Source organism: Burkholderia sp. Bp8998, assembly GCF_003854235.1.
Taxonomy (GTDB): Bacteria; Pseudomonadota; Gammaproteobacteria; order Burkholderiales; family Burkholderiaceae; genus Burkholderia.
Genome location: NZ_QTQF01000013.1, coordinates 136,764 through 162,502, shown reverse-complemented (window position 1 = coordinate 162,502; position 25,739 = coordinate 136,764). Strand labels below are relative to the sequence as shown.

Genomic DNA, 25,739 nt, shown 5'->3' with positions numbered 1-25,739 from the left:
GGCTGCGGGCGGCATTCGAACGGGTTCGAATGCGAACGGCGAAGCGGCGGGCTTGGGTCCGCCGCTTGCGCATGGGGCGCACGGCGACCAATGTGCTGGGTAATGCCGTCGCCTCGGCCGCCGCCGCAAAATGGGACGTGCTCGCGCCGTCGTCCGCGGATGTTTCGGTCGATGATGCCGGCGGACATCACAACGACGGGATTCGCTCGGACGACGAGGGGGCTATTGCTGGAGTGTGAGGCGCTGCTCCAACCACTCTATAAGCGTAGGCTGCCGAAAAGGCTGCGTTGTGATCTGCTGTGACGCCCGCCTTCCGCTGTGGCTAGAGTGTTGATTTTCACGGAGCCTTAACCGACCCGGGTTCGCCCGTTGGGCTATCCGACGGAGAATTCTCTGAACGCGTGCTGTAACGAATTCGAGAAGAGCGGCGATCTGCAGAGGGGGTATGTTCGCGTAGAGCCGATGTACTCCGAAGAACATAGCACTCGAGCGTAACCTCATGAGGTTGCGAGCGGCGCGCGTCTACCGCTCAACGACGACCGGCGAAGTGACAACTTCACGTTGCAAATGGTGACGGCTTCATTCTGGTCTCAGGAACCCGATGCTGCTGTTCCGCGCCACACCGGCGGCATAAGCGGGCGGACACGTAGTACGGCGTCGGGTCCGTGCGTTCAGTCCGCCACGCGGGGCGCGGCTACATCGCCGCACTGTAAAGATGATGTGCGTCGGCCAGTGCATCGGCGACGAGTTGCAAGCCGTCCCGGCACCGCTCCCGGTCCTGCGGGCCGCCGAGGCAGATGCGGATCGCGGCTGGCGGGTCGCCGTCCGTCGAAAACGCCGCGCTTGCCACGGCGGCGACGCTTCGACTCCGCAGATGCTGCGCCAGATCCGGTGGTGTCCATAGGCACTCGCGCGGAATCGGCAGCCAGAGATGGAAACCGTCGGGATGGGCATCGAACGGCCACGCGCCGAGAATCCGGCCTGCAATCGCCTGCCGTGCATGCGCCTCCGATCGAATCGCGGCCAGCATCTCGCTTGCCGTGCCGTCGTTGACCCATTGAGTGGCCAGCAGCATCGTGAACGGGCTCGGCATCACGGTCGTGGCGCGCAATGCGCCGGCGATACGCTGTGCTTCACGTACCGTCGGCGCGTGCAGATACGCGATGCGCAACCCGGCGCCGAAGTTCTTCGACATGCCGGTCACGTAGTAGGTCAGTTCGGGCGCCAGCAACGCCAGCGGGGGCGGTGCGCTCTGCGGCAGAATCGCATACGCGTCGTCCTCGATGATCGGCACGTTGTAGCGCATCGCGACATCGGCCAGTGCTTCGCGGCGCCTGAACGGTATCGTGAGCGTGCTCGGATTCTGCAGGGTGGGATTGCAGTACAGCGCGGCCGGCCGTCCGCTTTTGCAGAGCGATTCGAATGCATGCGGCAACGGACCGTCGTCGTCCCGCGGCAGCGGCTGCAATTGCACGCCCAGTTGCGATGCGATTGCCTTGATGCCGGGGTAAGCGAGCGAATCGAGGCAGATCGCATCGCCGCGGCGCGCAAGCGTCGAGACGAGCGCGACGAGGGCGCTGTGGATGCCCGGGCAAACGAGCACGGTATCGCCGCGGCAGCCGGGCAGGCGATTGGCCAGCCACGCACGTCCGGCGGCGCGATCCGCCGGTGTGCCGCCGAAATCCTGGTATCGCATCAACTGGTAAGGATCCGCTCCATCGAACAACGCCGCCGCCGACTGTTGCAGCCGCCTGGCCATCTCGGGCGGTTCGGGCGGCATGTTCATCGACATTTCGATGCTGCTCCCGCCCGACAGTGGAATCGTTCGCGTCGGGCCGCGCACGAACGTGCCGCTTCCCGCGCGCGTATCGAGCAAGCCGCGTCGGCGAGCTTCCGCATATGCGCGGGCCACCGTCGTGTAGTTGAGGTTCAGCGCACTGGCGAGATCGCGCAGTCCGGGCAGGCGGTCGCGTGGTTTCAGATGGCCCGCGGCGAGATCTTCCTCGATGAGATCGGGAATCAGCAGGTACGCCGGTTTCCTGCCTTCAGATAGTCGCTTCGACCAATGATGGATTGCGTTATCCATACCTGTTTCCGGTTAATCGTTCCGCACGACGTTAGCATCGCGCAGTAATCGTAAATATATATATCGTCCGTTTGCGGGCAGGTGATTGCATTGATCGCATCGTGTATCGGATTGATGCATCGATGCACGGTCGATGCGCACGGACCCCTTCGCGCTGCATCAGTCCGGTGCGCTTCCCGCGCTGGGCGGCCGCTTCCCGTCCGAGCCCGATCCGGTCACGCAAGGATCGGACCGACGGCATCGTCATTTATCGATTGAATGATTGGAGAGTGATTGCATCGGGTGGGGCCCGATTGGCATATGCGTTGCGTTAATGAGTTCGCCCGGATTCGAAAGCGTTCGGGAACATCGTTCAACTCATTTTCAAACGGAGCGTGCCATGCCCGCAGTCAATCAGCCTCTGCACAAGAAGGGAGATTTCCTCGTCGATTACGAAGAAAAGGTTTTCGAAGACGTCAAGGCGGAACCGGGCGAGAAAGCGCTCGTGACGTTCCATACGGTTGCGTTCGAGGGATCGATCGGCTTCGTGAACCTGCTGCAGGCGACGCGCCTGCAACGCAAGGGGTTCGAGACGTCGGTGCTGCTCTATGGCCCCGGTGTGACGCTGGGCCTGCAGCGCGGGTTTCCGACACTCGGCGACGAGGCGTTTCCTGGCCACCTTAACTTCAACAAGCAACTCGTCAAGTTCATGGAAGAGGGCGGGAAGGTCTACGCGTGCCGCTTTGCATTGCAGGCACTTTACGGGCATGGCGAGGCGTCGCTGATCGAGGGCATTCGACCGATCAATCCGTTGGACGTGCTGGATATTCAGCTGCTTCACCGCAAGGAGAATGCGCTGGTCATCCATACCTGGACCGTTTGATCGAATGACGGGTGCCATCATGTCCGACAAACGCATCGTCCGGGCGGCAGCCGTCCAGATCGCTCCCGATCTGGAACGGGCCGGCGGTACGCTCGACAAAGTTTGCGCGGCGATCGACGAGGCCGCCGGCAAGGGTGTCCAGCTGATCGTCTTCCCCGAAACATTCGTGCCGTACTACCCGTACTTCTCGTTTGTGCGGCCGCCGGTCGCATCCGGCGCCGATCACATGCGGCTCTACGAGCAGGCCGTGGTGGTGCCCGGGCCCGTGACGCATGCGGTCGCCGAGCGCGCGCGCCTGCACGGGATGGTCGTTGTGCTCGGCGTGAACGAGCGCGACCACGGCAGCCTGTACAACACGCAGCTGATCTTCGACGTCGACGGACGGCTCGCGGTCAAGCGCCGCAAGATCACGCCGACGTTTCACGAGCGGATGATCTGGGGGCAGGGCGACGCGGCCGGGCTCAAGGTCGCGCAGACCGGTGTCGGCAGGGTCGGCGCGCTCGCGTGCTGGGAGCACTACAACCCGCTCGCCCGTTATGCGCTGATGACGCAGCACGAGGAGATTCATTGCAGCCAGTTTCCCGGATCGCTGGTGGGCCCGATCTTCGCGGAACAGATCGAGGTCACGATTCGTCACCACGCGCTGGAATCGGGCTGCTTCGTCGTCAATGCGACCGGCTGGCTCACGGATGTCCAGATCGAGTCGATCACGGGCGATCCGAATTTGCAGAAGGCCCTGCGCGGCGGATGCAATACCGCGATCGTGTCCCCGGAGGGTCAGCATCTGGCCGAGCCGCTGCGCGCGGGCGAAGGGATGGTGATCGCCGATCTTGACATGTCGCTGATCACCAAACGCAAGCGAATGATGGATTCGGTCGGCCACTATGCGCGTCCGGAACTGCTGAGCCTTGCCATCAACGATCGGCCGGCGACGACGGTGACCCCGATGGGGATCAGCGGGTCGGCCGCACGCGACTTCGAGGGAAACTGCCATGAGCGCGAATGCGAAACCGTCGGTGCAGAGCCGGCAATTGATGACTGAACTGCAGTCGGTCGGGCTGCGTCTCGCCGATCCACGCGTCGGCGCCGCGAGCCGGCGCGGCGGCGCCGGGCCGTCCGATCACAAGGCCGTGACGGTCGACGGCGTGACCATCATGGTGCCGGTGCACACGAGCACCGCGTGGGATTCGCCGTTCGTCGCGGCGGAGCCCGACGCGGCGGGCGTCAGCCAGCTCTCGCGCGGCGCCATCCCGATCGCGAGCATCAGCTTTCCGTCGAACCCGCGCTTCTACGCATTGCAGACACTGGAGGGCGTGCCGTATTCGCACATCGCGACGCTGCATGGTGCCGACGTGCTGGCGACCACGGTGTTGCAGACCTGCATTCGCTACGAGAGCCGGCGCAAGACCTGCCAGTTCTGCTCGATCGGCCAGTCGCTTGCAGCCGGCCGGACGATCGCCCGCAAGACGCCTGAACAGCTCGCCGAGGTAGCGCGCGCGGCGGTCCTGCTCGACGGCGTCAAGCACATGGTCTTGACCACCGGCACGCCGCCGACGCCGGATCGCGGCGCCCGCATCCTGTGCGAAAGCGCGTTCGCGGTCAAGGCGGCCGTCGATCTGCCGATCCAGGCGCAGTGCGAGCCGCCCGACGACGACGGCTGGTTCGACCGGATGAAGGCAAGCGGGATCGATACGCTGGGCATGCATCTGGAAGCCGTGACGCCGGCCGTGCGCGAACGGATCATGCCGGGCAAGGCGAGCGTGCCGTTGTCCCGGTATATGGCGGCGTTTCGCGCGGCCGTCGCCGTGTTCGGCCGCGGACAGGTCAGCACCTACATCCTCGCCGGGCTGGGCGACAGCGAGGCCGCGATTCTGGACATGTCGCGCGAGCTGATCGGCCTGGGCGTGTATCCGTTCGTCGTGCCGTTCGTGCCGATCAGCGGCACGCCGCTGGAGAGCCATCCGGCACCGTCGCCGGACTTCATGCGCGCGGTGCTCGCGCCGCTCGGCGCGATGTTGCGCGACGCCGGCATGCGCTCCGCCGACATCAAGGCCGGGTGCGGAAAGTGCGGCGCCTGCTCGTCGCTGTCGACCTACGAGGCGTGACCATGTACTGCGTAGAGATGGGGCTGGCCGACAACCTCGACACGTACCGGCCTGCCGAATACCGGATCAAATGGGCGGAGCTTCCGTGGGAAATCGACGAAGCGTACAAGCTGCGCCGGGCCGTATTCTGTATCGAGCAAGGGATCTTCGTCGGCGACGATCGCGACGATATCGATCGCCACGCGCAATTGCTGGTCGCGGTCAGCTGCTGCGCCGGGCTGCCGGAGCAGGTGGTCGGTACGGTGCGGATTCACGAAACCGTGCCCGGAACCTGGATGGGGTCGCGGCTCGCGGTGCATCCGGCGTTTCGCCGGCAGGGCAGGATCGGCTCGATGCTGATCGCGCTGGCCGTCAGCAGCGCGCATGCCGAAGGTTGCCGGACCTTCGTCGCACACGTGCAATCGCAGAACGTGCCGCTGTTTCGCCGGCTTCACTGGGATGCGCTCGGCGAAGAATCGTTGTTCGGACGTCCTCATCAACTGATGCAGGCCCAGCTTGCACACTATCCGCCGTGCGGCACGCCGTTCGAGGGTTTCGTCCTGCGCTCGGAGGTGCGGCCATGAGCGTCGAGGATCGGATCGCGACGCTGCGCGCAAGCCGCGGCTTCCGGCACAAGCACGACATCTCCGGCGTGGTGGCATCGCTCGCGGCGGCATTGCCGAACGGCGAACGGGATCTCGCACAGGCGGTTGCACTCGGCGACGACTGCGCGGCGATTCCCGACGCGGACGGCTACCTGCTGTTTGCGATCGAGGGCATGGTCGGCGATTTCGTCGAGTCGATGCCGTGGTTTGCCGGGTACAGCGGCGTGATGGCGAACGTCAGCGACGTCTATGCGATGGGCGGGCGACCGCTCGCCGTTGTCGATGCGTTGTGGAGCGACGGGATCGACGCCGCGCAGCCGGTGCTCGCCGGGATGGCCGCGGCTGCGTCGGCGTATGGTGTACCGATCGTCGGCGGCCACAGCAACACGCGCAGCGCGCACGGGCAACTGGCGGTATCGATCCTGGGCCGGGCCCGCACGCTGCTGTCGAGCTTCAGCGCGCGGCCGGGCGATCGCCTGATGATGGCGGTCGACCTGCGCGGCGCATTCGAGGAGCCGTATCCGTTCTGGAATGCGTCGGTCGGCGCGCCGCCGGCCCGGCTGCGCGGCGATCTCGAGATCCTGCCGACGTTGGCGGAAGACGGGCTGTGCGATGCCGCGAAGGATATCTCGATGGCCGGCGTGCTCGGGACGGCGCTGATGCTCGTCGAATGCTCGCGCGTCGGTGCGCGGATCGCGCTCGACGCGATCCCGCGGCCTCCCGGCGTCGACTTCGATCGCTGGCTGACGGCCTTTCCGAGCTACGGGTTCCTGATGGCGGCGCGGCCGGCGCATGCCGACGCGATCGCGGAACGCTTCGCTGCGCGCGGGCTCGCGTGCGCCGTGATCGGCGATATCGACGCAACGCGCGAGGTTGTCGTCGAAGAGGCGGGCGAAACGGCGGTGCTGTGGGATTTCCGGATCGAGCCGTTCATTACCGGCGCCGACGGAGGTGTTCGATGAGCGGCGATACGTTGCGCATCGCGCTGCTGACCCACTCGGTCAATGCGCGCGGCGGTGTCGTGCACGCACTCGAACTCGCGAGGGCGCTGCACGAAGCGGGAAGCGACGTCACCGTGTTCGTGCCGGCCGCGCCGGGCGAGACGATGTTCCGCGATGTCCCGTGCCGCGTCGTGCTGGCGCGCGTCGATGGCCGTCCGCGCGGCGTCGCGGAAATGGTGCGCGAGCGCATTGCCGCGATCGGGCACGCGTTGCTGGAGCACGATGCGGGCGGGTTCGACGTTCTGCACGCGCAGGACAGCATCACGGGCAATGCGCTGGCGGAACTGAGGCAGTCAGGCGCAATACGCGGATTCGTACGGACCGTGCATCACCTCGACGTATTCGACGACCCGCAGCTCGAACGCTGGCAGGAACGCGCGTGGAGCGAGGCAGACCAGGTGCTGTGCGTGAGCGCCGCGTGGGCGGCCACGATGCGCAAGACGTTCGGGGTGGAAGCGAGCGTGGTGCCCAACGGCGTGGACGTCGCCCGGTTCGCTCGCGCGAACCAGACGGAGATGCAGGCGGTGCGGCGGCGCTTCGGCCTGCACGGCGCGCCGGTCGTCCTGGCGATCGGCGGGATCGAGCAGCGGAAAAACTCGATCGCGTTGCTCGAGGCGTTTGCCCGGCTGCGCGGCACGATGCCCGACGCACGGCTCGTGATCGGGGGCGGCGCGAGCCTGCTCGATCACGACGCTTATGCGCGCCGCTTCGTCGCGCGCGCCGCCGCGCTCGGGCTGGGGATCGGCGTCGACGAAGCCGTCGTGCCGACCGGGCCGCTCGACGATGCGGCGCTGGTCGCGCTGATGCACTGCGCCGACGTGGTGTCGATGGTGTCGATCCGCGAGGGATTCGGTCTGGTCGTGCTCGAGGCGCTCGCGTGCGGCAAGCCCGTCGTCGTATCCGAAATCGAACCGTTTACCGAGTATCTGGACGAGCACGCGTGCGTGTGGGCCGATCCCGCCGACGTGGATTCGATCGCCGACGCGCTGCGCGACGCGCTCTCGGGGCGGCGGGCTCCCGATTTCACCCATGCCGTCCCCGCACTGCTGAGCCGCTTCACATGGGACGCAAGTGCGCGCAGGCATCTGGACATCTACCAGGACAGGCTGGCGCAGCGTGCGCAAGCATCGTCCGCCGAGTAAGGAGGCATCATGCCGGTCATGCATTTTCGGGTCCGTTGGCCCGACCAGTCGGAAACCAATTGCTATTCGCCGTCGACCGTGGTGGCTGAATTCTTCGCGCCCGACACGCAATACGCGCTTGACGATTTCGTCGAGCGCGCGCGGCGCGCACTGGGTATCGCGTCCGATCGCGTACGCGAGAAATACGGGTTCGCGTGCTCGGCCGCGATGGACGAGCTGTCACGGATCGAAGCGCATGCGGAACGATTTGCGCCGCAGGGCGACGCGACCGTGACCGTCATCGAGCTCGTTTAGGGCGTCCGGCACGCCGGAATCCATTGTCGTCTTCAACACACATTCAGGACTGCATCATGTCAAGCGAACCCGTTGTTTCATCCAGCCTCCCGGTTATCGATTCCCATCTCGGCGTAGTCGTCATCGGCGGCGGGCAGGCCGGCCTGTCGATCAGTTACTACCTGAAGCAGGCAGGCATCGATCATCTCGTATTCGAAAAGGAGACCGTGACGCACACGTGGCGCAGGCAGCGCTGGGACGCATTCTGTCTCGTGACGCCGAACTGGCAGTGTGCGCTGCCGGGCTATCCGTATCGCGGCGCCGATCCGCACGGCTTCATGACGAAGGACGAGATCGTCGAGTATCTCGACGGCTTTATCCGCAGCGTCGATGCGCCGGTGCTGGAACATACGGCCGTCGAGCGGGTGACGCGTGACGCGGACGGGCGCTATCGCATCGCGACGTCGCGTGGCACGTACACGGCGGATCAGGTCGTCGTTGCATCGGGCGGCTACCATCGGCCGATCGTGCCACGGATGGCCGAGCGGTTTCCCGCAACGATCGTGCAGATCCAGTCGTCGGAATACCGGAATCCGGCCGCCTTGCCGGACGGACCGGTGCTCGTGGTCGGATCGGGACAGTCGGGTGCGCAGATCGCGGAAGACCTCCACCTCGCCGGGCGAAAGGTGTTCCTCGCGGTGGGCGATGCCCCTCGCTGTGCCCGTTTCTACCGGGGCAGGGACGTCGTCGACTGGCTGGCCGACATGCAGTACTACGACATGCCGGTCGATGCCCATCCGCTGCGCGAAGGCGTGCGCGACAACACCAACCACTATGTGACCGGCCGCGACGGCGGCCGCGATATCGATCTGCGCCGCTTTGCCGCCGAAGGGATGGAACTGTACGGCCGGCTGGAGGATTTCGCGGACGGGCAGTTGCGATTTTCCGCGGATCTGTCGGCACAGCTCGACAGCGCGGACGATACGTACAACCGGATCAACGCTGGCATCGATGCCCATATCGAGAAGAACGGGATTGCCGCGCCGCCCGCGACGCGCTATGAACCCGTGTGGCGTCCGGCCGGCGAGCGCACGGCGCTCGATCTCGCGGCCAGCGGCATCGCCTCGGTCATCTGGTGCATCGGCTTCACCCCCGATTTCAGCTGGCTGGATGCGCCGGTCTTCAACGGTCGCGGCTATCCCGCGCACCGGCGCGGCGTGACGCCGGTGCCGGGACTCTACTTCGTCGGGCTGCCCTGGCTATACACGTGGGGTTCGGGGCGATTCTCCGGGGTGGCGCGCGATGCCGCCCATATCGTCGACCAGATCCAGGCCGAGATGACGGCCGCGCGGCGCTCGGCCGACAGCCTGGCCGCCTGACGCCGATGCATACCGCCATCCATCGCTATCGGGCCGGCATGCCGCAACTCGCGCACACTGGGCTCGCGGAAAACTGGCTGCTCAAGGAGTGCGGGCAGCGTCACTGGGACGCGCTGGCCGCGCATAGCGGCCGCGATGCACCCGAGTTCTTCGACGACGAGGGGCGGCGTGCATATGCGTCGTTCGTTGCGGTGCGCGTCGACATGAACGGCCGTCACGCGATTCGCGAGAACGACACGTTCGCGCTTCATGTCGCGCTTCACAGGGTCGGCCCGATTCGCCATTTCAGCGAACAGCGGATCCGGCACGGCGACGACGAAGTCGGTATCGTGCGGATGATGTCGACGTTCGTGACGCGCGAACACGCCGGCAGCAACCGCTCGGTGGTGAAGGCGCGAATGACTGGGATCGACGGCCGCACCGGCCCGGTCCCGGCCGATGCGCTGTCGATGGCGGAACGGGCGAAGAAGTTGCGGGTGCGGGATGCGTCGATCGTGCCGGCGCTCGCCGGCCTCGCGGAGGACGATGGCGCAAGCGTCTCGTTCCTGCCGTGCCCGAACATGGATTTCAATGGCGCGGACCTGCTTTACTTCGCCAGCTTCCAGGCATTCGTCGACCGCGCGGAATGGCAGCATTTCCGCTTCGGGCACGCACCGGTGCTGGCGGCGCGCCAACTGTACTTTCATGGAAATCTCGACATCGGCGATGCGTTGACCGTGCGTTTCGTACGGGCCCGGCCTGATGCGGGTGGCCTGTTGCACTGGAGCGAAATCGTGCGCGACAGCGACGGGACGAAGATTGCCGATGTGATCACGCAAAAGCGCTGGAGCCAGGCATGAACGAAGCGCCACTCATGGAGCCGGGCGCGGACGTGGAGTACGTCGCGTCGAATGGTCGAGGCGCGCGCGCGGTGCCGCTGCGGACACTCTACACGCAGCGCGATCTCGAAGCCGTCGCGCATCTCGACAGCATGCCCGGCGCGTGGCCCTACGTGCGCGGGCCGTACGCGTCGATGTATACCGATCGCCCATGGACGATCCGGCAATACACCGGGCATGCGGACGCGGCGGATTCCAATCTCGCGTTTCGCACGGCGCTCGAGGAGGGCGCGCAGGGACTGTCCGTGGCATTCGATCTGGCGACGCAGCGCGGCTACGACTCGGATTGCGCCGAGGCGCGGGCCGATGTCGGCGTGGCCGGCGTCGCGATCGATACGGTGGAGGACATGGCGCGGTTGTTCGATGGCATCGTGCTCGACCGCACGACCGTGTCGATGACGATGAATGGCGCGGTCCTGCCGATCATGGCAGCCTTCGTCGTGGCCGCCGAGGAGCAGGGCGTGCCGCCCGAGCGGATCGGCGGGACGATTCAGAACGATATCCTGAAGGAGTACATGGTCCGCAATACGTGGATCTTCGGGCCGGAGCCGTCGATGCGGATTGTCGCCGACGTCGCGCTGTGGCTGGCGCGGCATGCGCCGCGCTTCAATGCGCTGTCGGTATCGGGATATCACTTCCAGGAAGCAGGCGCCGATGCCGTGCTCGAACTCGCGTTGACGCTGTCGAACGCGCGTGCGTACGTCGACACGCTGGCCGCACGCGGCATGCCCGCGGATGAAGCCTGCTCGCGTCTGAGCTTCTTCTTCGGCGTCGGCAGCGATTTCTATACGGAAATCGCCAAGCTGCGCGCGGCGCGTCTGCTGTGGGCGGACATCGCACACGCGTGCGGCGCGCGTTCGCCCCGGGCGTGTGCACTGCGCATGCATTGCCAGACATCGGGCTGGTCGTTGACGGCACAGGAGCCGGAAAACAACATCGTTCGCGTGACGGCGCAGGCGATGGCCGCGGTGTTCGGAGGCACGCAGTCGCTGCACACGAATGCGTACGACGAAGCGCTTGCGCTGCCCTCCGCGGAGGCGGCGCGCCTTGCTCGCAACACGCAGCTGATTCTGCAGCATGAAACGGGACTGTGCGACACGGTCGATCCGTGGGCCGGTTCGTACATGATGGAGTCGCTGACGGACGGCATCGCGACACGCGTGCGCGCGGAGCTCGTTGCCATCGACGCGCAGGGCGGCGTGATTGCCGCGATCGAGTCCGGCTGGGTCAAGCGGCGCTTGCTGCGTGCCGCGGCCGCGACGCAGGCGCAGGTCGATTCCGGGCGCCGGACCGTGGTCGGCGTGAACCGTTTCGTCGCGAGCGATCCGACGGACGCGTTGATGGTGCGCGAGACGGACGGCCGTCACGTTCGTGCCGGGCAGGCGCGGCGAATCGCGGCCGTCAAGGCCGCGCGCGATCCGGCGCGGGTTGCGACGGCGTTGCAGCGGCTCGCCCACGCGGCTTGCGACGGCACCGGAAACCTGCTCGCATTGGCGATCGACTGCATGCGGGCACGTGCGACCGTCGGGGAGTGTACGCGCGCGCTGGAATCGGTGTGGCCGCGGCATGCCGCGGCGGTGAAGGCGGATGGCGAGGGTGCTTACGGCGACCATCGGCGAGGCGACGCCGCATGGCGGGCGGCGCAGGGCCGCGTCGACCGGCTGGCGAAGCGCGTGGGACGCAGGCCGCGCATCGTGATCGCCAAGCTCGGCCAGGACGGACACGACCGCGGTGCGGCCGTCGTTGCGGCAGCGCTTGAGGACGCCGGATTCGGCGTCCTGCGCCTGCCACTTTTTCAGCAACCTGCATCCGTGGCGGCGGCCGCGCAGGCGCATGGCGCCGATATCGTGGGCATCTCGTCGTTGTCGGGCGCCCATCTCGAACTCGTCGAAGGGCTGCTCGACGAACTGGCATTGCGTCGCGCCGGGATTCCGGTGGTGTTGGGCGGAATCTTTCCCGCTGCGGATGCGCGACATCTGAAGGCGAAGGGCATCGCGGCGACTTTCGGGCCCGGCACACCGCTCGACGCGATCGCACAAGCGCTGTGCGCATGTATCGAGCAGGTTCGGTGTGCACGCCCGGCGGATTGATCTCGGATCTTACGAACCGGCCGCCGAGGTGAAGGGCCATCCGCAGCGATTCCCTCAGGCACGACGTTGAGGCTGGGTGAGAACCCTTCAGGGGCATGAGACACGCGCTAGAGGACGGTAGCGTCGCTTTTCACCGCTGGCTACTGACGGCTTCCGGTCACCAGGCGACATTCGATCATCCCTTCGTTCGGACATGCAGACGTCGGCTCCTCGCTGCAAAGCGGACGAACAAGGAAAATTGGCTATGCAATCCCATACTGCAAAAGAGTGTCCCGACCGTGGCCCTCGCGGCGACTTTGCCCTAGGTGTCAGTGTCAGGCAGCTTTGGACCTGCGCCTTGTTGAGGCGCCTTCTTCGATTCTCGCCAGTACGCGCTTGCCCGAATCCACCACTGTCGAATCATGTGTCACCTGATAGCGCACAATCATGCCTTCCACGCAGAGCATCGCATCTGCGGCGACGGTAGCAGGCGACTGGAGCCCGAGGCGGCCAGCAAGTTCGGAAATGTACTGCTCAAGTGCGTGCTTATGGGATACGGCCTGCTGAAGGTGCCCCGGGTCTCCCGTCGATCCGGCTTCGGCGACCACATTGATAAAGGCGCAACCACGGAAGTCTTCCTGCTCGAACCATTCACCCAAGGCTTCCGCGATGACGGACAGCTCGGCACGCTGAGCAAAACGAGCCTCCACCTCTTCGACAAACCAGCCCATCCAGAACTCATGACGACGGTCCAGGAACGCTGCAATAAGCTCGCTCTTGGAGGCGAAGTGCCGGTAAAGCGACATTTTTGCGACGCCTGACTCGGCGATGATCTTGTCGATGCCCGTGGCACGGAACCCGTCCTGATAGAACAGGCGCGCCGCGGTTTCCAATATCCGGTCGCGTGCGGAGGGTTGTGACATTTCGGCCCCTTTTTTACGAAATCTAGCTTCCATTATGGCAGACAGACCTGTCTCTGCAAAGACATCGGGATGCACAGAAATTTCTTGACAGACAGACCTGTCTACACCAATATTGAGACAGACCTGTCTCAATCATTCAAGGTCGGTACGTCAAGGAGACTGTCATGTGCCCCTCGGATTGCGAAGTCACTGCCCTTCATCAAGCTCTGCAGGCCGATAAGTCGAATCCGGCCACATGGCGCTGGTACAGCGAGTTGGTCGACCACCAACGACTCGCGCTTCGCCTCAAAGAAGACCAGTGGGTCGTCGCGATTGACGGCAGCGACTTTGCATGCGCCGAGGGCCTGCACGCGGCCGTGCGTTGGGCGCACATCATGACGCACTCGGGCGGTTACATCACCTTCGCGGTGTAAGCGAGCGAAGTCCGCCATGCACACGGGCTAATCGCCAGACTAATCGATCGAGAACACGCAGCACTGCTCTTATCCACCCTTCGGCCCGGTATCGGGTCTTCATCCACCAGCCACTGAGGTAACACCATGTCGACTAACACTGAACTCCGTCCGCCGCTTCCTCCTTTCACACGCGAATCCGCCATCGAGAAAGTCCGTCTCGCGGAAGACGGCTGGAATTCGCGCGACGCCGCCAAGGTCGCGCTCGCCTATTCGCTCGACACGAAATGGCGCAATCGCGCAGAGTTCGCGAACAATCGAGCGGAAGCGCAGGCGTTCCTCGAGCGCAAATGGAAGAAGGAGCACGAGTATCGTCTGATCAAGGAACTGTGGGCATTCGGCGGCAATCGCATTGCCGTGCGCTACGCCTACGAATGGCACGACGACTCGGGCAACTGGTTCCGCTCCTACGGCAACGAGAACTGGGAGTTCGGCGAGGATGGCCTCATGCAACGCCGCTATGCGTGCATCAACGATATGCCGATCAAGGAATCCGAGCGCAAGTATCACTGGCCCCTGGGCCGTCGGCCGGATGATCATCCCGGCTTGTCGGATCTCGGCCTCTAATAGCTAGGCTGATCGTATCGCTTCAATTGGAAGCACGCGGGGAAACGAAGACAACGGTGAGGCAGTCTCTGCGACGACTGCCTCCCGAAGCTTGGTATGACGGAGCAACCCCACCCAGCTAGGGAATTTCAGGGTGTCTCGCTGTCCTTCTCACCTAGCCTGCCCTCTAGCGATTGCTGCCCACTCCATGTGGGCAGTAAGCCTTGCAGCCCTTGCTTCTGGAATCCATTGCGTCTCCTCGGGTGGATAACATACGGACTGAATGGCATCCTGTTTGCATTCGGAACGGAGAACCTTGGTGGGAAGGAGCTTCCGCGAACACCAGGCTTCGGCAGCGGGATGGCTTGTGGTGCTGGCCGTGCGAGTGGCAAGGCACAGGATGCGGGATACAGGCGGATGCACGCCCATAGACCCCACTCGCTCTCTCACTCGAATCCAAGGGTTGACCAAAAAGAGCGCAACGGGGCTTTTCGCACGTCTCCACAACAGCCGCTCAATGTCGCGCGTCGCTTTGCAGACGTCGCAAAACAGCAGGATAACGAAATAACGCGGCACAGCGACATTATGGTTGGTGCGTCCAAACTCGTGCAATACGGGTCGCGCCTTGCTTGCGCGGCGCGCTCTACTTCCGAGTCGGTATAGTTGGTGCCGATCGACTCAATTATGTCAAACGAAAATATTGAATCACCGCTCGACCACTTCCTTGGCTGGTACTCCTCACTGCCGACGGAACAGCAAGAAATCATCGCCTTGAGTGCGCATTTCATTCCAGGTTTCAAGATTGACGTCGCAGAAGCGATCGAAAAGAACAACGCAGCAGTTCTCTTTGCTGATCGTGTTGTGTCATATAGAGACCGTTCATCGAGCGAACGCTGTGCAGCAACGGTCCTTCACTTGTGCCTCGAACATATCGCGTTTGCTAACCAAGGCACCGGCAATTGGCGTGAGCAACAGGCAGCCCTTCGCGAGTATGCCGACGACTTTGGATATCCGGCGCTTCACGATGCAGCAAACGCTGCGCAATTTAAGCACGCGCAGTGGGTGCAAACTCGCAAGAAGTGGAATCAGCTGAAAGCGGGTCCGTTCTCCATTGATGCCATCTCCAACTTTCGGGTCTTCGGTCCAGGTGGAGCAGCCTCCTGAAACACCGGACACGGTCACCCACCTACGATAACGGGCAGGCATACGACTGTGGTTTTGACCAACACTGATGTAAGACTCGGGCAACACATCGCCCGGCGTTTCGCCGCCGAGCAAATGAACGATCGAAGATGCGCGCGACCGCACAACATCGAGCGGGAGGTCGATGGCAAGCAGAAAAGGCGGACACGATGATCGCTCGAACGAAGATCATTAGAAAAGCATACGAACAAAAAAATTTCCCTCAGCGCGAGCGTACTAACGGCCGGGTTCAACGTATCCGCAACACGTCGACGACCTCCCTCACGATCGGATCGGGTGCGGGAGTTGATTCGATGGATGAAGGATGAACGCGAATTTCAATAGCGCCCAAGACTGGTTTTCGATAGATTCGATAGGAATAGCCAATAGGTGAGGGGATTCCCGTGCTGCTACGTCATATCCGTTACTTCCTTGCAGTGGCAGAACAGAAGAATTTCACGCGCGCTGCCGAGGCCCTTCATGTGTCGCAGCCGACCTTGTCGCAGCAGATTCGGCAGCTCGAGGACACCTTGGGAACACAGCTGTTCGACCGTTCAGGCAGAACCGTTCAACTGACCGACGCGGGAGAGGCGTGGATGCGTTACGCCAAGCTCGCGCTACAGGACCTTGACGCAGGTGTGAGGGCGATACACGACGTGGCGGAACTGAGCCGGGGCAGCCTGCGTTTCGCAGTAACGCCGACCTATACGGCTTCCTTGGTCGGGCCGGTCGTCGATGGCTTCCACCAGCTGCATCCTGGCATCAGGATCGATATCCGCGAACTCACACAGGATCAGATGGAGGCGCAGCTTGCAGACGACAGGCTTGATATCGGTGTCGCATTCCATCCGGCCTTGTCGGTCGACATCGAAAGCCAACCCCTCTTCGCGGAAACGCTGAGCCTGGTGGTAGGCCGCAACCACCCGCGTGCCGCACGCCGCAAGGCACTCGCGGGGCCTGACTTTGGCAAGGAGCCGTTGGTCTTGCTGAACGACACATTCGCGACGCGCCGGTTCATCGATGAGCATTTTGCGCGTCACGCTATTCGACCGCTTGTCGCAATCGAAGTGGATACGATCGGTGCAATCGTTGAGATCGTGCGTCGCGGGCAGCTGGCGACGGTTCTCCCTGATCACATCGCACGCGTGCAAGAGGGCCTACATCCCGTGCCGCTCGATCCCCCTCTGCCAACGCGTACGGCTGCCGTCTTGGAGCGCAAGGGTGCGTATCGCACTGCGGCAAGCAGGGCGTTCTTACAACTGCTGACTGAGCGGTTTGGAAAGCCGACGTGACCACCACCGACATCGACGGCGTTGCGTAGTTGAGTAACTTGCTTCGAAGCTGATGCAGCGCGAGCGGATTGGCCCGCAACAGCGTCGGCGGCATCGGCAAAGCCGATATGGGCGGCGATCGAGGAAACGTTCACGATCGAATTCGACATGATCGTTGCCGCATTGGATGCTGCAACCGACGATCCGCCGGACATAAACACATCGAGGCGACTCCCCCTTTGTGAGGCGGCGTACGACTCGCTTCGTCGCAGCCGCTTGGTCTGGCGTCACGAGCCGTGGAAAACCGTATCGTCCAGGCGTTGCCGCGTACCGTCCTGCTCGGCCTGGATCAGCTCGTTGATCACGTCGCGGCGGGTCAGCGTGCGCTGAGCTTCCGGCGCCGCATTCCGCTGACTCAACGGCGCAGCGGAGTGGTAACCCGGTGAAGCGGCTTCTGCGGAGGACGCAGCAAACGCGGTCGTGGTGGAAGCAGCCAGCGTGAGTGCCGACAGGACGTAAGAAATGTGACGGATACTCTTGTTCATGGTGTTTTCCTTTCCTTGTTTCGATATAAATTAAATAGTACTAACGGTAATGATGTCGCGGTTCAAAGTTTCTGCTGGCCGAATCACCGGACGAGATTCGCGCACCACCCGACACAACTAGCAGTACCAGTGAACTTCAATACACGCCCAACAATCCGTCGTTCTTCGCAACCGGATCGTTGGGCGCGAGCCGCTCATCGCGGCTGTAACGATCCGGGCTTCAAAGCCCCAATTCGCTCAGTCCCGGATGATCGTCCGGCCGACGGCCCAAGGGCCAGTGATACTTGCGCTCGGATTCCTTGATCGGCATGTCGTTGATGCACGCATAGCGGCGTTGCATGAGGCCATCCTCGCCGAACTCCCAGTTCTCGTTGCCATAGGAGCGGAACCAGTTGCCCGAGTCGTCGTGCCATTCGTATGCGTAGCGCACGGCAATGCGATTGCCGCCGAACGCCCACAGTTCCTTGATCAGACGATACTCGTGCTCCTTCTTCCATTTGCGCTCGAGGAACGCCTGTGCTTCCGCTCGATTGTTCGCGAACTCTGCGCGATTGCGCCATTTCGTGTCGAGCGAATAGGCGAGCGCGACCTTGGCGGCGTCGCGCGAATTCCAGCCGTCTTCCGCGAGACGGACTTTCTCGATGGCCGTCTCCAGCGTGAACGGGGGAAGCGGCGGGCGAATTGCTGCGGGTGAAGTCATTTCGGATCTCCTTGTGGAGGACAGCGCGTTGTTGGTGCTCGACGTGGAGCGCGGCCCCGTCATTGTGCAACCCGAGAGCGCAAGGCCGCCCGAAGCAAGCGCGGCACCGGTGCTCAGTAAGAATTTTCGTCTTTGCATCATGGGTTCAGAACGGCTTGGTCGGCAGATACTTGCCGTTGAGCGTGATGACGGCACGCTCGCCGCCTTCCGGGTCCGGAACCTTCTGGATATCGAGTTTGAAGTTGATCGCGCTGATGATGCCGTCGCCGAATTTCTCGTGAACCAGCGCCTTCAACGTCGAGCCGTACACCTGCACCATTTCGTAGAAGCGGTAGACGGTCGGATCGGTCGGCACGCCACCCGGAATGCTGCCCCGCACGGGAATGGTTTGCAGCAGGCGCACGGCGTCGTCGTCGAGCCCGAGGCGTTCGGCGACGAGCTTCGCCGCATTCTCCGGCAGCGCATGCTGACCGAGCAGCGCGGCTGTCGTGTATGCGAGGCTCAGGCCCGTGCCTTCGTTGATGGCTTCGAACGTGAGGTTCTTGCGCACCTTCGCGTCGACGATCGTTTCCGTCAGAGCTTCGCGTGCGTTCGGTGTGACTTGCGATTGGGTCATGATGTTGCTCCTTGAGTAAATCAACCTAGTGAGATCGGCAGTCGGTGTGACGAGCCGGGAATCAGAGCGCAGCCACGCACTCGGCGGGCGTCGCGGTGACATCGGGATGCGCGGCGAGCGGCACGAACTGGCGAGTCGCGGCGTCGAGCGCGTCGATCGAGCCGGATTCGATGTCGTAGACCCATCCGTGCAAATTGAGGCGGCCTTGCGCAAGTCCCAGTGCAACGGAGGGATGGGTCTTGAGGTTGTCGAGCTGTGCGATGACGTTCTCGCGCACCATCGAGTCGACGCGCTCGCGCTCGCCTGCATGTTCACGCGCCTGGTTGACGAGCTTCGCCGAGTCGGCGTAGCGCAGCCAGTTGGCGACAGCGGGCATATGGTCGAGGCATTTGCACGTCGCGACGGCCGTCATCGCTCCGCAGTCCGAGTGGCCACAGATCACCACATCCGTCACACCGAGCGCGGCCACTGCATATTCGACGGTAGCCGACACACCGCCCGGCTCGGGACCGAACGAAGGCACGATGTTGCCGGCGTTGCGGATCACGAACAGATCGCCCGGTTCGCGCTGCGTGACCAGTTCGGGAACCATGCGGCTGTCGGAACAGGAAATGAACAGGGTGCGCGGCGTCTGGCTGGTGGCCAGCTTGCGGAACAACTCCCTGCGCGCGGGCATGATGTCCCGTTGAAATTTCAGAAAACCGTCGATGATCTCTTGCATGGTCAGCTCCATTCAGTCTGGCGTTCGTCGCCGCGTCGGTCAGTGCGATGCGTTGAACAGAGAATGGACCTGTTGCGTCATAGTGTCCAAGACGGGTTTGTGATGCTAACCATAGGCGAAACCAATTGTTGTCGGGCACGAGGGAATTCGCCGTGCTGTTGTGTGATGTCCGTTACTTTCTGGCCGTCCCGGAACACCGCAATTTCACGTGCGCCGCGGAGGTGCTGCACGTTTCGCAGCCCATGCTGTCGCAGCAGATACTGCAACTGGAAGACAAGCGGCGCACTCAGTGGCTGGACCGTTCGGGCGGAACGTGCAACTCATGGATGCCGGCGCGGCGTGGATGCGCTATGCGAAGCTCGCGCTAGAGGATCTGGATGCGGGCGTGCGGGCGATACATGACGTCGGCGAACTGAGCCGCGGCAATCTGCGCGTTGCCGTGACGCCGACCTTCACGGCGTATCTCGTGGGGCCCGTGATCGATCGCTTTTATGGGCTGCATCCTGGCATCGTGATCGACATTCAGGAAATCACGCGGGATCAGATCGGAGCGCAGCCCGTTGATGACAGCCTCGACGGCCGTCGACGGTGTCGTGGCGCGAGGCATTCGCGGACATCTTCGCGATCGGCTATCGGTGAATGGCGCCTGTTTACGCGACGAGAAAACGATCGGGGGGAGGGCCGCGCAGAATCTGGCACCGAGTCGACCGCTCCAATCCGGCGCCAGCCCACGGGACCTTTCGATGCTTTTCATGCTCCTGCGGCTGCGGTCGAATCGCTAGCGATCGGTCGCGAGCACGGCCCGCGCCAGAAGGCGGGCGGTACCGTCGAGCGCGAACCCGAGTGAGCCGATGACGAGAATGACTGCCGTCAGTTCGGAATACGCGAGCCGGTCGCGCGTATCGAGGATCAGGTAGCCGAGGCCCGCGTTGACGCCGAGCATCTCGGCCGGCACGAGCACGATCCACAGGATGCCGATCGCGAGCCGGATGCCGTTGAGCAGCGGCCCCGCGATGGCGGGCAGCACGATATGCGCCAGGAGCTCGCGGCGGGTGGCCGCGAGGCTTGCGCCGAGCTGCAGCCAGCGCCGGTCGATCTGCGTGACGCCGGCCGCCGTGCTCATCAGCACCGGCCACAACGCGGCGAACCCGAGCAGGAAGTAGATCGCGCGATCGCCGATGCCGAACGACATGACCGCGAGCGGCATCCACGACAGCGGCGACACCATGCGCAGAAACTGGAACGTCGGCGACAGCATTCGCTCGACCCATTGCACGCGGCCGATCAACAATCCGAGCGGGACGCCGGCCAGCAGCGCCGCACCGAGCCCGACGCCGATGCGTCGCAGGCTGACGAGCGCGTGTTCGACGAGATGATCGTCCGCGCACAGCGATCTCAGGCTGGCGAACGCGCTGTCCGGCGCGAACTGCCGGCCGAGCGAGCCGGGCTCGGTCAGCACGTGGATCGCGGCCCACCAGACGGCGACCGTCGCCACGAGCCCGGCGACGCCGAGCCATCCCGCGGCAACGCGTGCCGGGTAGCGGGAGCCGCCGCTCCGGCGCGTGTCGGGTGCGGACGAGCGGCGGGTGGCGAGCGCGTCAGACAACGATGATCTCCTCGCGCTGGAACGCACCCGACTGACCGAACGCGGTCAGCCCGCCGACCGCGTCGATGCTCCTGCGCACGAACCGGTCGTCGACGAGATCGCGGGCCGCGAACGCCGGGTCGAGCGACGCGAGGAATGCGCTGTCGCCGTCGACCACCGTGCGCTTCAGCCGCTGAACCAGCTCCTCGGTATAGCTCGGGAACGGATACGGCTGGAAGTCGATTCGCTTCGCGTGCCAGTCGGCATGGCGGATCGCGCCGCTCGCCCGATAGGTGTCGGCCAGCGACGACGACGGCACCAGCACGCGGTCGAGCGACGCGAGCGTATGCGGCGAATAGCGGTGCGCGCCGTCCTTCGACAGCAACTGCGCGGTGTCCTGCGGATGTGCGCGCGCCCACAGCTGCGCCTTCACGATCGCGTTGACGACCTTTTGCGACCACGCGGGGCGCTGCGTCAGATCGTTCTCGTGCATGAACACGACGCAGCACGCATGGTTCTTCCACACATCGCCGGTGAAGCGCAGGATCTTGCCGATCTTCATCAATTCCGCGGTCGCGTTGAACGGCTCCGCGACGATGTACCCGGCGATCTGGCGCGCGGCGAGCGCGGGCAGCATGTCCGACGGCGCCATCACGACCAGGTTGACTTCGTTCGCCGCCGGCGTGCCGCGCCGCTTGAGCACGGGGACGAGCCCCTGCTGGCGCAGCATGTCCTGCAGCACGACGTTGTGAATCGAATACCAGAACGGAATCGCGACGGTCTTGCCGCCGAGATCGCGCAGCGAATCGATGTCGGGTGCGACCGTGAGCCCGGAGCCGTTCACGTGGTTCCACGCGACCACCTTCGCCGGCGCGCGGCTGCCGTAGCGTGCCCACAGCGTCATTGGCGACAGCAGGTGCACGACGTTGACCTGGCCGGACAGGAACGCTTCGACGAGCTGCGCCCAGCTGCGCAGCAGCTTCGGTTGCTCGACCGTCAGCCCTTCGGACGCGAAATAGCCGTTGTTGTGGGCGACCAGCAACGGCGCTGCGTCGGTGATCGGCAGGTAGCCGATGCGAACCGGCGCATCCGGTTCGGCCGCGGCGTGCGCGTTCGCCATCGACAGCAACGGGGCGGCGCCCGTCGCGGTGAACAGGGCCGCAAGCTTCAGCCATTCGCGGCGCGACATCGGAATCTGGCACATGGATAGACAGGTCAGTTCAAAGGATGGAGTTCGGACGCATGCGGGCGCTTCATGCCGGCCTGCAACGCCTTCAGGATGTCGATGCGCATCGCGCCGAGTTCGCTGACGAACGCGTCGCGCGGATGCGGGAAATCGACGTGCCACGCGTCGATGAAGCGGCCTTGCGTGCCGAGCAGCACGATGCGATCGGCCACCAGCAGCGCCTCGTCGATATCGTGGGTCACGAGCACCGTCGCGCAGCGCGTCGTCGATACGATGTTCACCAGCAACTGCTGCATCGCGGCGCGTGTGACTTCGTCGAGCGCGGAGAACGGTTCGTCGAGCAGCATCGCGTGCGGCTGACGCGCGAGTGCGCGCGCCAGCGCCGCGCGCTGCGCCATCCCACCGGAAAGCTGGGCCGGACGCAGCGACGCGGCGGCTTCGAGTCCGACCACATGCAGCGCCGAGCGGACACGTTCGCGTTGCTGTTCGCGTGTGAGGCGCGCCTGATGTTCGAAGGCGAGCCCGAATGCGACGTTCCTTTCGGTGGACAGCCACGGCAGCAGGCACGGATCCTGGAACGCGATCGCGATCCTCGGGTGCGGGCCCTGCAGCGTCGTACCGTCGATCGACACGGTGCCGGATTGCGGCCTCTCCAGGCCCGCCAGCGCCCGCAGCAGGCTCGACTTGCCGGTGCCGCTCGGGCCGATCAGCGCGACGATTTCGCCGCGCTCGACCGACAGCGAGACATCGGCAAGGACGGTATTGCGACGCTTGCCGTCGTAGCCGAGCGTCAGATGGCGCGCGTCCAGCAGCGGGGGCGTCATGCGGCGATGCTCCGCGTCTGTGCGGTGAGTTGTGCCTTCAGCTGCACCACGCTCGGCGTGACGATCGGAATGAACGCCGCTTCGCGCCAGCGTCGCTCGAAGCCGAGCCCCGCATCGCGCAGATAGCCGCGGCCGCCGCTTGCTTCGAGTTCGAGGTTCACGGCGCTGGCCACGTGCGTCGCGAGCGCGATGCGCAGCTCGAACAGGCGGTTGGGATGCAGGCGCAGGCTGCCGTCGGCGATGCCGGACGACAATTGCGCGCATGCGGCGGCCAGTTCGGCCGCGCAGGATTCGACTTCGGGGCCGAGAATGCCGCGCGTCGTTTCCGCCGCGCGCCGCGCTTCGGCCAGCGCACGCCGTGCGAGCCCGATCGACAGCCCGCACTGCAAGCCGAGGAACGCCGGTCGCACGGCGGGCAGGAAGATTTGCGCATCCGGATGGATCAGCCACGCGGTGTCGCTCGGCACGCCGTCGAGATGCAGCGCGGCGGTGTTGCTGCCGCGCAGCGCGATCAGGTCGAGATCCGAGCTGCGGGTCAGGCCGGGCGCGTCATCCGGGATCGCGACGATCGCGGAGGGACGGCCATCGTCGAACGCAACCGCGGCCGCGACGACGAACCGTTCCGCGCGCAGGTTCGTCACCCACGCCATCCTGCCCGTCAGCCGCCAGTCGTCGGCGCTTTCCGCGTGCGGCGTCGCGTCGATCTGAAGCGACTCGATGCCGGACAGGTACTTCATCGCGTTCGACAGGCCGCTGGCGCCGGCGCAACGGCCGTCGAGCAGCGCCGGCAGCCAGCGTTCGCGCAGCGCGGTGTTCGGGCTTTGCAGCAGATATTCGATGAAGCTGCGCTGGCCCCACAGCACGAAGGCCGCGGTCAGCGAATGCTCGGCCACCGCGGCGATGCCGGCAATGGCGTCCGCGGTCGTGCCGCCCGCGCCGCCGAGGCTCGCCGGCACGCCGGTCCGGAACAGTCCGGCGGCCGCAAGACGCGACACGACGTCCGCTTTCAGCGCGGCGCTCGTGTCGAGCTGCGTGGCGTTCGCGTCGAGCCAGTCGGCGAGCGACGCGTCGAGTGCGGGCGCCGTCAGGCGGCCTGTGTCCGGGGTTCCCATCGGTATGCCGCCAGTTCGGGGTTGAGTTCGTTGCGCGACAGATTGTTCGCGAAGTTGCACAGCGTCGCGAGGCTCACGCCCAGCACCACTTCGAGCGCGTTCGCTTCGGTGAAGCCGGCGGCCAGGAACGCGTTCAGTGCGTCGTCGGTCACGCCGCCGCGCGTCGCGATCACGGCGCGCGTGAAGGCGGCGACGGCGTCGAGCCGCGGATCGGCGACGGGCTCGCCGTCGCGCAGTGCGTCGACGTCGGCGTGATCGACATGGGCTTTTTTCAGTGCCGCCGCGGTGTGTCCGGCCACGCAGAACGCACAGCCGTGGACGGCGGCCGCGGTGATCTGAACGGCTTCGCGCTCGGCGAACGTCAGGCCCGCGCGGCTGTTGATCTCCGCGACGGTCAGATAGGTTTCGAGGGCGACCGGCGCGTTCGCGAGCGAGCGCACGAGATTCGGCAGGAAGCCGTTCGCGCGCTGCGATTTTTCGAGGAACGGCTGGCTGGCCGCGGGGGCGGTTTCGACGGTGGGCAAGGGCAGGCGGCTCACAGGATTCTCCGGAGGGGCAGTGAGTTCATTGTCGAGGCGGCGCTGCCGCCGGACAATGCGCGAACATCCGCGATTCCTGTGCGTTCGTCCCGCGCCGCGCGTCGCGACGTCGCGCCGGCCGGCTAGTGCAGGCGAGCCGCCGATTGCGACGCGTTGTCGCGGTCGCGACGCCACGCGCCGGGTTGCATGCCCATCGTGCGCTTGAACGCATGCGCAAACGCCGACTCCGACTGATAGCCCACGAGTTCGCCCGCGCGCGAAATGGGCAGGCCTTGCTGCAACAGGTCCGCCGCGAGTCGCATTCGCACCATCGTGACGAACTGCATCGGCGGATGTCCTGACGCTTCGCTGAAGTGCCTGCAGAACGCCGTGCGCGACATGTTGGCGAATGCGGCCATCGATTCCGTGGTCCATGCGTCGGCAGGCGCGTCGATGATCGCGGCGACGAGCATGCCGAAACCGGTCCGCTGCATCAGCGACGCGAGCCCGCTGGCGACGGTATCGTGCCCCGCGGCGTCCCGCACCGCATAGAACAGCAGCAGCTCGACCAGCTTGTCGATCAGCGGGGACGGCGCATCGACGCCATGACGGCCTTCGGCGCGAATCAGGTCGAACAGCCCATGGATGCCGCGATACGCGTCGTCGCCGCGCCGCACGATCAGGTATTCGGGAAAGAGCGACACGATCGCGCGCGACACGGTGGAGTGGAATTCGATGAAACCGCACGCAAGGCCGACGCTGCCGTCGACCGACGGGTCGAGCGGTTGCATCGACCCGCGTCGCTCGAGCGGGTGGACGCCAGCGACGGCGCAGGCCTGCGGGTTGACCGGGCTCGGCGACAGCCCGTGCGGCACGTCGCGCAACAGAAAGACGGCTTCACCTTCGGCGACCGGGATGCTGTCGCGCCCATCGGCGAAGTGAAGCCATGCCGATCCATGCAGGATGACGTGGAAGCTCGCTTTGGCACGGCCGGCGGTGGACGCCTGCCAGTCGCCGCAGTACTGGCCGACATGAAAAAGCTGGCTTTTCGGCTCCAGGCTGGACAGCAGCCAATGGACGACCTTGTCTGTTTGCGCGGACATTCCGATGCTGGAGGATGGGTGACGCGCCCATGCTACGGGCTGCGCCGCGCGGCTCAAACCAACGATTCGTGAAATG

The 25,739-nt window shown here is 64.8% G+C and carries 26 protein-coding genes and 2 pseudogenes; 16 read left to right on the top strand and 12 right to left on the bottom strand.

Features of this window, described 5'->3' with window-relative positions; all coding sequences use genetic code 11:
• Positions 1 to 239 (top strand): annotated as a pseudogene (locus DIE06_RS15695) (hypothetical protein); the annotation flags it as partial.
• 455 nt (positions 240 to 694) lie between these two features.
• On the opposite strand, the gene DIE06_RS15690 reads toward DIE06_RS15695, so the two are convergent.
• The gene (locus DIE06_RS15690; RefSeq protein ID WP_124662201.1) at positions 695 to 2,086 is read right to left on the bottom strand and encodes a PLP-dependent aminotransferase family protein; all 1,392 of its coding nucleotides are present in this window, start codon (positions 2,084 to 2,086) and stop codon (positions 695 to 697) included.
• A 379-nt stretch (positions 2,087 to 2,465) separates the two neighbouring features.
• Here DIE06_RS15690 and DIE06_RS15685 point away from each other — a divergent pair, with 379 nt between their 5' ends.
• Genes DIE06_RS15685 through scpA form a run of 10 tightly spaced genes read left to right on the top strand, consistent with a single transcriptional unit; the run spans position 2,466 to position 12,400 of the window.
• Positions 2,466 to 2,948 (top strand): MSMEG_0572/Sll0783 family nitrogen starvation response protein, encoded by a 483-nt coding sequence (locus DIE06_RS15685; protein WP_006405208.1) that lies wholly within the window; start codon positions 2,466 to 2,468, stop codon positions 2,946 to 2,948.
• Between the two features lie 19 nt (positions 2,949 to 2,967).
• On the top strand, positions 2,968 to 3,990 hold the full coding sequence (locus DIE06_RS15680) for a Nit6803 family nitrilase (protein WP_124662200.1): 1,023 nt from the start codon (positions 2,968 to 2,970) through the stop codon (positions 3,988 to 3,990).
• Positions 3,983 to 5,053, top strand: a complete 1,071-nt coding sequence (locus tag DIE06_RS15675) for an MSMEG_0568 family radical SAM protein (RefSeq protein WP_124662210.1) — start codon at positions 3,983 to 3,985, stop codon at positions 5,051 to 5,053. Before DIE06_RS15680 ends, DIE06_RS15675 begins: the two co-directional genes overlap by 8 nt.
• A 2-nt stretch (positions 5,054 to 5,055) precedes the next feature.
• The gene (locus tag DIE06_RS15670) at positions 5,056 to 5,616 is read left to right on the top strand and encodes an MSMEG_0567/Sll0786 family nitrogen starvation N-acetyltransferase (protein ID WP_124662199.1); all 561 of its coding nucleotides are present in this window, start codon (positions 5,056 to 5,058) and stop codon (positions 5,614 to 5,616) included.
• Positions 5,613 to 6,599: a sll0787 family AIR synthase-like protein gene (locus DIE06_RS15665; RefSeq protein ID WP_124662198.1), complete on the top strand. Its 987-nt coding sequence runs from the start codon at positions 5,613 to 5,615 to the stop codon at positions 6,597 to 6,599. The genes DIE06_RS15670 and DIE06_RS15665 overlap by 4 nt, the downstream gene beginning before the upstream one ends.
• Positions 6,596 to 7,780 carry an MSMEG_0565 family glycosyltransferase gene (locus DIE06_RS15660; protein WP_124662197.1) on the top strand — a complete coding sequence of 395 codons (1,185 nt, stop codon included), beginning with the start codon at positions 6,596 to 6,598 and terminating at the stop codon, positions 7,778 to 7,780. The genes DIE06_RS15665 and DIE06_RS15660 overlap by 4 nt, the downstream gene beginning before the upstream one ends.
• 9 nt (positions 7,781 to 7,789) lie before the next feature.
• Positions 7,790 to 8,074: an MSMEG_0570 family nitrogen starvation response protein gene (locus tag DIE06_RS15655; RefSeq protein ID WP_124662196.1), complete on the top strand. Its 285-nt coding sequence runs from the start codon at positions 7,790 to 7,792 to the stop codon at positions 8,072 to 8,074.
• A gap of 56 nt (positions 8,075 to 8,130) precedes the next feature.
• The gene (locus DIE06_RS15650; RefSeq protein ID WP_124662195.1) at positions 8,131 to 9,432 is read left to right on the top strand and encodes an MSMEG_0569 family flavin-dependent oxidoreductase; all 1,302 of its coding nucleotides are present in this window, start codon (positions 8,131 to 8,133) and stop codon (positions 9,430 to 9,432) included.
• A gap of 5 nt (positions 9,433 to 9,437) precedes the next feature.
• Entirely contained in the window at positions 9,438 to 10,271 is an 834-nt protein-coding gene (locus DIE06_RS15645) for a Pnap_2097 family protein (protein ID WP_124662194.1), read from the top strand.
• Entirely contained in the window at positions 10,268 to 12,400 is a 2,133-nt protein-coding gene (gene scpA / locus DIE06_RS15640; protein WP_124662193.1) for a methylmalonyl-CoA mutase, read from the top strand. The genes DIE06_RS15645 and scpA overlap by 4 nt, the downstream gene beginning before the upstream one ends.
• A 314-nt stretch (positions 12,401 to 12,714) precedes the next feature.
• Here scpA and DIE06_RS15635 read toward each other — a convergent pair whose 3' ends face one another.
• Positions 12,715 to 13,302 carry a TetR/AcrR family transcriptional regulator gene (locus DIE06_RS15635; RefSeq protein ID WP_124662192.1) on the bottom strand — a complete coding sequence of 196 codons (588 nt, stop codon included), beginning with the start codon at positions 13,300 to 13,302 and terminating at the stop codon, positions 12,715 to 12,717.
• A 164-nt stretch (positions 13,303 to 13,466) separates the two neighbouring features.
• Between DIE06_RS15635 and DIE06_RS15630 the strand changes: the two genes are divergently transcribed.
• The 4 genes from DIE06_RS15630 to cynR all read left to right on the top strand — a co-directional run bounded on the left by DIE06_RS15630 (position 13,467) and on the right by cynR (position 16,774).
• Positions 13,467 to 13,715, top strand: a complete 249-nt coding sequence (locus DIE06_RS15630; RefSeq protein ID WP_060121138.1) for a hypothetical protein — start codon at positions 13,467 to 13,469, stop codon at positions 13,713 to 13,715.
• A 126-nt stretch (positions 13,716 to 13,841) separates the two neighbouring features.
• A complete protein-coding gene (locus tag DIE06_RS15625; protein ID WP_124662191.1) occupies positions 13,842 to 14,321 on the top strand; it encodes a DUF1348 family protein in 480 nt (159 codons plus the stop codon).
• A 642-nt stretch (positions 14,322 to 14,963) separates the two neighbouring features.
• Entirely contained in the window at positions 14,964 to 15,464 is a 501-nt protein-coding gene (locus DIE06_RS15620; protein WP_124662190.1) for a hypothetical protein, read from the top strand.
• Between the two features lie 422 nt (positions 15,465 to 15,886).
• Positions 15,887 to 16,774 (top strand): transcriptional regulator CynR, encoded by an 888-nt coding sequence (gene cynR / locus DIE06_RS15615; RefSeq protein WP_124662189.1) that lies wholly within the window; start codon positions 15,887 to 15,889, stop codon positions 16,772 to 16,774.
• A gap of 266 nt (positions 16,775 to 17,040) precedes the next feature.
• Here cynR and DIE06_RS15610 read toward each other — a convergent pair whose 3' ends face one another.
• From DIE06_RS15610 to DIE06_RS15595, 4 genes are all read right to left on the bottom strand, one after another.
• Positions 17,041 to 17,298 (bottom strand): DUF4148 domain-containing protein, encoded by a 258-nt coding sequence (locus tag DIE06_RS15610; protein WP_124662188.1) that lies wholly within the window; start codon positions 17,296 to 17,298, stop codon positions 17,041 to 17,043.
• Between the two features lie 220 nt (positions 17,299 to 17,518).
• Complete coding sequence (locus DIE06_RS15605) at positions 17,519 to 17,998, bottom strand: DUF1348 family protein (protein WP_010808884.1); 480 nt, start codon at positions 17,996 to 17,998, stop codon at positions 17,519 to 17,521.
• Positions 17,999 to 18,143: 145 nt separating this feature from the next.
• On the bottom strand, positions 18,144 to 18,614 hold the full coding sequence (gene cynS / locus DIE06_RS15600) for a cyanase (RefSeq protein ID WP_124657387.1): 471 nt from the start codon (positions 18,612 to 18,614) through the stop codon (positions 18,144 to 18,146).
• 61 nt (positions 18,615 to 18,675) lie between these two features.
• On the bottom strand, positions 18,676 to 19,335 hold the full coding sequence (locus DIE06_RS15595) for a carbonic anhydrase (RefSeq protein ID WP_059463702.1): 660 nt from the start codon (positions 19,333 to 19,335) through the stop codon (positions 18,676 to 18,678).
• A gap of 152 nt (positions 19,336 to 19,487) precedes the next feature.
• Between DIE06_RS15595 and DIE06_RS15590 the strand changes: the two are divergent.
• Positions 19,488 to 19,912 (top strand): annotated as a pseudogene (locus DIE06_RS15590) (LysR family transcriptional regulator); the annotation flags it as partial.
• 201 nt (positions 19,913 to 20,113) lie between these two features.
• Here DIE06_RS15590 and DIE06_RS15585 read toward each other — a convergent pair.
• The 6 genes from DIE06_RS15585 to DIE06_RS15560 all read right to left on the bottom strand — a co-directional run bounded on the left by DIE06_RS15585 (position 20,114) and on the right by DIE06_RS15560 (position 25,663).
• Positions 20,114 to 20,941, bottom strand: coding sequence for an ABC transporter permease (locus DIE06_RS15585; protein ID WP_124662187.1), 828 nt, complete (start codon positions 20,939 to 20,941; stop codon positions 20,114 to 20,116).
• Positions 20,934 to 22,124, bottom strand: coding sequence for an ABC transporter substrate-binding protein (locus DIE06_RS15580; protein ID WP_124662186.1), 1,191 nt, complete (start codon positions 22,122 to 22,124; stop codon positions 20,934 to 20,936). The genes DIE06_RS15585 and DIE06_RS15580 overlap by 8 nt, the downstream gene beginning before the upstream one ends.
• An 11-nt stretch (positions 22,125 to 22,135) precedes the next feature.
• A complete protein-coding gene (locus tag DIE06_RS15575; protein WP_124662185.1) occupies positions 22,136 to 22,930 on the bottom strand; it encodes an ABC transporter ATP-binding protein in 795 nt (264 codons plus the stop codon).
• Positions 22,927 to 24,042, bottom strand: coding sequence for an acyl-CoA dehydrogenase family protein (locus DIE06_RS15570; protein ID WP_124662184.1), 1,116 nt, complete (start codon positions 24,040 to 24,042; stop codon positions 22,927 to 22,929). The genes DIE06_RS15575 and DIE06_RS15570 overlap by 4 nt, the downstream gene beginning before the upstream one ends.
• The gene (locus DIE06_RS15565; protein WP_124662183.1) at positions 24,015 to 24,581 is read right to left on the bottom strand and encodes a carboxymuconolactone decarboxylase family protein; all 567 of its coding nucleotides are present in this window, start codon (positions 24,579 to 24,581) and stop codon (positions 24,015 to 24,017) included. Before DIE06_RS15565 ends, DIE06_RS15570 begins: the two co-directional genes overlap by 28 nt.
• 122 nt (positions 24,582 to 24,703) lie before the next feature.
• A complete protein-coding gene (locus DIE06_RS15560; protein WP_124662182.1) occupies positions 24,704 to 25,663 on the bottom strand; it encodes an AraC family transcriptional regulator in 960 nt (319 codons plus the stop codon).
• Positions 25,664 to 25,739 lie beyond the last annotated feature (76 nt).

Excerpts from the sequence above, each read along its gene's own strand:
- DIE06_RS15580 (WP_124662186.1), bottom strand. The coding sequence starts at position 22,124 with ATGTGCCAGATTCCGATGTCGCGCCGCGAATGGCTGAAGCTTGCGGCC.
- DIE06_RS15660 (WP_124662197.1), top strand. The coding sequence starts at position 6,596 with ATGAGCGGCGATACGTTGCGCATCGCGCTGCTGACCCACTCGGTCAAT.
- DIE06_RS15635 (WP_124662192.1), bottom strand. The coding sequence starts at position 13,302 with ATGTCACAACCCTCCGCACGCGACCGGATATTGGAAACCGCGGCGCGC.
- DIE06_RS15575 (WP_124662185.1), bottom strand. The coding sequence starts at position 22,930 with ATGACGCCCCCGCTGCTGGACGCGCGCCATCTGACGCTCGGCTACGAC.
- DIE06_RS15650 (WP_124662195.1), top strand. The coding sequence starts at position 8,131 with ATGTCAAGCGAACCCGTTGTTTCATCCAGCCTCCCGGTTATCGATTCC.
- DIE06_RS15630 (WP_060121138.1), top strand. The coding sequence starts at position 13,467 with ATGTGCCCCTCGGATTGCGAAGTCACTGCCCTTCATCAAGCTCTGCAG.
- DIE06_RS15605 (WP_010808884.1), bottom strand. The coding sequence starts at position 17,998 with ATGACTTCACCCGCAGCAATTCGCCCGCCGCTTCCCCCGTTCACGCTG.
- DIE06_RS15625 (WP_124662191.1), top strand. The coding sequence starts at position 13,842 with ATGTCGACTAACACTGAACTCCGTCCGCCGCTTCCTCCTTTCACACGC.
- DIE06_RS15680 (WP_124662200.1), top strand. The coding sequence starts at position 2,968 with ATGTCCGACAAACGCATCGTCCGGGCGGCAGCCGTCCAGATCGCTCCC.
- DIE06_RS15675 (WP_124662210.1), top strand. The coding sequence starts at position 3,983 with ATGACTGAACTGCAGTCGGTCGGGCTGCGTCTCGCCGATCCACGCGTC.
- DIE06_RS15690 (WP_124662201.1), bottom strand. The coding sequence starts at position 2,086 with ATGGATAACGCAATCCATCATTGGTCGAAGCGACTATCTGAAGGCAGG.
- DIE06_RS15665 (WP_124662198.1), top strand. The coding sequence starts at position 5,613 with ATGAGCGTCGAGGATCGGATCGCGACGCTGCGCGCAAGCCGCGGCTTC.
- scpA (WP_124662193.1), top strand. The coding sequence starts at position 10,268 with ATGAACGAAGCGCCACTCATGGAGCCGGGCGCGGACGTGGAGTACGTC.
- DIE06_RS15685 (WP_006405208.1), top strand. The coding sequence starts at position 2,466 with ATGCCCGCAGTCAATCAGCCTCTGCACAAGAAGGGAGATTTCCTCGTC.
- DIE06_RS15645 (WP_124662194.1), top strand. The coding sequence starts at position 9,438 with ATGCATACCGCCATCCATCGCTATCGGGCCGGCATGCCGCAACTCGCG.
- DIE06_RS15655 (WP_124662196.1), top strand. The coding sequence starts at position 7,790 with ATGCCGGTCATGCATTTTCGGGTCCGTTGGCCCGACCAGTCGGAAACC.
- DIE06_RS15560 (WP_124662182.1), bottom strand. The coding sequence starts at position 25,663 with ATGTCCGCGCAAACAGACAAGGTCGTCCATTGGCTGCTGTCCAGCCTG.
- DIE06_RS15595 (WP_059463702.1), bottom strand. The coding sequence starts at position 19,335 with ATGCAAGAGATCATCGACGGTTTTCTGAAATTTCAACGGGACATCATG.
- DIE06_RS15610 (WP_124662188.1), bottom strand. The coding sequence starts at position 17,298 with ATGAACAAGAGTATCCGTCACATTTCTTACGTCCTGTCGGCACTCACG.
- DIE06_RS15570 (WP_124662184.1), bottom strand. The coding sequence starts at position 24,042 with ATGGGAACCCCGGACACAGGCCGCCTGACGGCGCCCGCACTCGACGCG.
- DIE06_RS15670 (WP_124662199.1), top strand. The coding sequence starts at position 5,056 with ATGTACTGCGTAGAGATGGGGCTGGCCGACAACCTCGACACGTACCGG.
- cynS (WP_124657387.1), bottom strand. The coding sequence starts at position 18,614 with ATGACCCAATCGCAAGTCACACCGAACGCACGCGAAGCTCTGACGGAA.